The 4220-nt window shown below is 70.0% G+C and carries 5 protein-coding genes; 2 read left to right on the top strand and 3 right to left on the bottom strand.

The window, feature by feature from the left end; genetic code table 11:
- The coding region (locus tag K8V84_RS00685) for a hydantoinase/carbamoylase family amidase (RefSeq protein ID WP_304069190.1) at positions 1-880 on the bottom strand (880 nt) is incomplete at its 3' end.
- Between the two features lie 224 nt (positions 881-1104).
- Between K8V84_RS00685 and K8V84_RS00680 the strand changes: the two genes are divergently transcribed.
- A complete protein-coding gene (locus K8V84_RS00680; RefSeq protein ID WP_304069189.1) occupies positions 1105-2262 on the top strand; it encodes a helix-turn-helix domain-containing protein in 1158 nt (385 codons plus the stop codon).
- Here the strand turns inward: K8V84_RS00680 and K8V84_RS00675 are convergent.
- Positions 2259-3062, bottom strand: coding sequence for an SAM-dependent methyltransferase (locus tag K8V84_RS00675; RefSeq protein WP_304069188.1), 804 nt, complete (start codon positions 3060-3062; stop codon positions 2259-2261). The two genes, K8V84_RS00680 and K8V84_RS00675, sit on opposite strands and share 4 nt — an antisense overlap.
- Before the next feature lie 119 nt (positions 3063-3181).
- The gene (locus tag K8V84_RS00670; protein ID WP_304069187.1) at positions 3182-3307 is read right to left on the bottom strand and encodes a hypothetical protein; all 126 of its coding nucleotides are present in this window, start codon (positions 3305-3307) and stop codon (positions 3182-3184) included.
- A gap of 109 nt (positions 3308-3416) precedes the next feature.
- On the opposite strand from K8V84_RS00670, the gene K8V84_RS00665 reads away from it, so the two are divergent.
- On the top strand, positions 3417-4190 hold the full coding sequence (locus K8V84_RS00665; RefSeq protein ID WP_304069186.1) for a DNA polymerase beta superfamily protein: 774 nt from the start codon (positions 3417-3419) through the stop codon (positions 4188-4190).
- The last annotated feature ends 30 nt before the right edge of the window (positions 4191-4220 follow it).

Genomic DNA, 4220 nt, shown 5'->3' with positions numbered 1-4220 from the left:
CCACCGTCGCCACGCGCTCGCGCAGCAGCCGGTCGGCCTCGGCCAGCACCTCCTCGTCCTCGGAGCGCAGATCCAGCAACAACTCGGCGCGCGAGGCCACCACCACCGGCGAGTTCGGATACACGTCCATGCTGCCCACGGCCGTGTGCAGCACACCGGGGAAACGGTCGGCCAACTCGCGGGCGGCGACCACCAGCATCGAGGCGCCCAGCAGGGCGTCGCGACGGTCGGCCATCACCGCCGCACCCGAGTGCGCCTGCTCTCCCCGCACCACGATCCGGTACTTACGGGCCGCCCAGCAGGCCTCCACCAGACCGATCGTGACCCCGGAGTCCTCCAACACCCTTCCCTGTTCGACGTGGATCTCGGCGCAAAAGGCCGCCTCGGGGCCGTCGCCCTCCCCCAGGAGACCGGTGTCGGCCAGGGCCTCGGCCACCGACACCCCGGCCCGGTCCCGCACCGCCAACGCCGTCTCCAACGGCATCCTGCCGGTGTACACGGCACTGCCCATCATCGACGGGGCGAACCGGGAGCCCTCCTCGTTGAACCAGTTGACCACCGCCAGGTTGTAGACCGGGTCCACCCCCTCGGCCACGTCGTCGCGGGCCGCGCGGGCCACGGCGTGCACCGCGGCCAGGACACCGTAGGCCCCGTCGAACCGCCCCGCCGTGGGCTGGGAGTCCATGTGGGAACCGACCACCACGTAGGGCGCGCCCGGCACGCGTTCCACCAGCCCGAACTGGTTGCCGACACGGTCGTGGACCACCCTCATCCCGTGTTCGACCAGCAGCTCCGACAACCACCGGCGCTGGGCGATGTCGGGTTCGGTGGCGGCCTGTCTATCCACCCCGCCCGAGGGGGTGGCCCCGAAGGCGCTCATGGCCTCGAAATCCGCCAGGAAACGGGTGTCATCGCTGTTCAAGGGCTGAACCTCCCGGTGAGATACGGTGCGCCCCGAACTCGTGCACGGGGCTCCATCCATCCTGGGCACAGCCTCCGGTCCCGCTCAATCGTCATCCACCCACGTTTTCCCCACAGGGCTGTGCACATGACCACCCACGACGTGGCAGCATCGTCATCGCACGTCGGACAGGAGGAGACACCGTGACACAGGCACCGGAACCACGTTCCTGGCCCGGCACACTCGAACTCCTGGCCCGGGACCGTGATCGCCTGGTGGAGGACTTCCTCCAGCGTCTGCGCTCCCTGGGCCACTACGACGACGAACTCATCCCCACCGACGACCTGCGCCAGACCGCCAGGGACACCTTCGACCTGCTCACCCGGCGGATCTCCGGTCTACCGGTCCCCGCCCACCTGGGCGACCTGGCCACCCGTCTGGGTGTGCGCAGAGCCCGCCAGGGCGTGGCCCGCGACGATCTCCTGGAAGCGGTACGCCTGGACTTTCGGGTCCTGTGGGCCGGGTTGGTACGCGCCGGCGGCGTGGACTCCGCGCCCACCCTGGTCCTGCACGTGGAAGAGATCCTGGAGACGGTCGAACAGTTCATCAGCGACGTCCAGGCCGCGTTCTTGGAGGAGCGCGCCGTCCTTGAACGCGACTCCCGCGCGGCGGCGGCCCAGGCCTTCGCCCGGTTGTTGAGCGCCGGAGAGCGCACCCCCGAGGTGGCCGAGGAGGTCGCCTCGGTGTTGGGACTGCCTCCACACGGGGTGCTCGAAGTGACCTTCGTGGCGACACCACCACGGGGCGATCGCCCCATCGACACCCGCACGCTCTCCCGTGGCGGCTGCCTGACCTGGGAGTTCAACGACGGCGTGGCTTTGGTGCGCGACCCGGCACGCACGCGCCCGCCCACGCTTCCGGAGGAGTCGGCCGGGGCCCGCGTCCACGACATCCGGGGCCTGGCGGAGGTGCCCGCCGCCATCGAGGCCGCCCGCGTCCTGGTCCGCTACGCCCGCCCCGGGCAGGCCCCGGTGAGCCCCGAGGACGTGTGGCCCGCCCTGGCGCGCGATCGTGTGGAGGTGCTGGTGCCGGGCTTCGGCCGACGCGCGGTGGAACGTCTGGAGGCGTTGGAACCCGACGCCCGCGCCCGCTTGCTGGAAACGCTTTCCCACTACACGAGCACCGGATCGGTCAAGGCCACGGCCACGGCCCTGTACTGCCACCGCAACACGGTGGTCAACCGGCTCCAGCACTTCCGCGAGGTGAGCGGCCTGGACCTGACCGTCCCGGTCCAGGCCGCCCTGGCCCTCGTGCTGTTCGCCGACCGCGTCCCCGCCCGGCACCGGCGGGCGAGCGGCTAGTTCTTGCGAGCGACACCGCCGTACTCGGCGACCGGGCGGCTGTCCCCCACCTCGGTGGCTTCCGGGCGCCACAGGGAGCAGGACACCACGCCCGGCTCCAGCAACTCCAGGCCCTCGAAGAGCGCCTCGATGCCCGCCGCCGTCCGGATGGTCAGCTTGGGGGTGCCCCGCTCGTTCCAGGCCTCGGCCACCTGGTGTGCCCGCTCCTTGTCGATGTCATCGGTGGGGTGGGAGACCACCAGGAAGCTACCGGGGGCCAGGGCCTCGATCAGCCGATCCAGGATGGAGCGCACCTCGGCGTCGTCGCCGATGAAGTTGACCACTCCCAGCAGCATCAAAGCCACCGGACGCGACAGGTCCAGGGTCCGAGACGCCGCCTCCAGGATCGCCTCGGGGTCGCGCAGGTCGGCGTCGACGTAGTCGGTGGCCCCCTGCTCGGAACCGACCAGCAGGGCCCGGGCGTGCGCGAGCACCAGTGGGTCGTTGTCCGTGTACACCACCCGCGCGTCGGGGGCCTCGGCCTGGGCCACCTCATGGGTGTTGTTGTGGGTGGGCAGTCCGGTACCGATGTCCAGGAACTGCCGCACCCCCTCTTCCCGGACCAGGTGGGTGACGGTGCGCACCAGGAAGGCTCGGTCGGCGATGGCGTTGTCGACGATCTCGGGGAAGAAGGAGCGGATCTGCTCGCCCATCTCCTGGTCGACGGGGTAGTTGTCCTTGCCGCCCAGCCAGTAGTTCCAGATACGGGCGTTGTGCGGGATGGAGGTGTCGATCTTCGCTTCGGGGATTTCGGGGGGCACGGTCCTGTCTTTCCACTACGGTTCCCGGCGGACGCCGGACGGGGTACGGCACCAGTAAACGGTTCTCCCACCCGTCGCACAAGTACCAAAACCCCTTCTACGTCGGGCAAACGGATGTTTCAGGCAAGTCGTGACAATTGGTGGTCGATCGCCGCCACGGCCTCCGCCGGCGACACACAGCCCGTGAGCAGATCCGACCCCAGCCCGTTGACCATCGCCACCAGCAGACGTGTCTCCAGCCCCACCTCCAGATCGGGCCCGGAGTTCGTCGCGGGCGCGGAAAACCGCTCGTGACCGCACCGGGCCGAACGATAGGTTCGGTGACGGCACGACCCACCGAACCTGGAGGCCCGGGTGAAGCACTCCGACGAGGAGCACGCTCGCATCGCCACACAGGGCACCGTGCTGCGTTGTCAGGTCGGCTCCCGCGTCCACGGCCTCGACCTGCCCGGCTCCGCCGACCGCGACGAGATGGGCATCTGCCTCGAACCGCCCGAGTACGTCATCGGCCTGCGCTCCTTCGACCAGTACATCTACCGCAGCAGAGCCGAACACACCCGCTCCGGCCACGACGACCTGGACCTGACCGTCTACTCCCTGCGCAAGTGGACGCGCCTGGCCCTGGACGGCAACCCCACCGTGCTGCTGCCGCTGTTCGTCCCCGAGTCCGAGATCGTCATCGTCACCGACGTCGGCCATGACCTGCGCTCCAACGCCCACCGTTTCGTCTCCCGCAGGGCGGGAGAGCGCTTTCTCGGTTACCTGCGCGCCCAACGCGACCGGATGGAGGGGGTTCGCGGCGGCAAGCACACCAACCGCCCCGAACTCGTCGAACGGCACGGCTTCGACACCAAGTACGCCTACCACATGGTCCGGCTCGGCCTTCAGGGCGTGGAACTCCTCTCCACCGGCCGCATCACCCTGCCCACACCCGAACCCGACCGCTCCTGGCTCCTGGCCCTGCGTCGCGGCGAGCACACCCGAGCCCAAGCCCTGGAACGCACCGGCGCCCTGGAGGAACGGCTCACCGACCTGTGCCGCTCCTCGTCCCTGCCCGAGTCGCCCGACGCCCGATGGGCCGACCGGTGGCTCTCCGACACCTACCGACACCATTGGGGCCAGGGCTGAACCACGAGGTTCCGTGCCAAGTCCCGGGGC

Source organism: Nocardiopsis listeri (assembly GCF_020741345.1).
Taxonomy (GTDB): Bacteria; Actinomycetota; Actinomycetes; order Streptosporangiales; family Streptosporangiaceae; genus Nocardiopsis; species Nocardiopsis listeri_A.
This window is presented reverse-complemented; position numbering and strand designations above follow the sequence as displayed.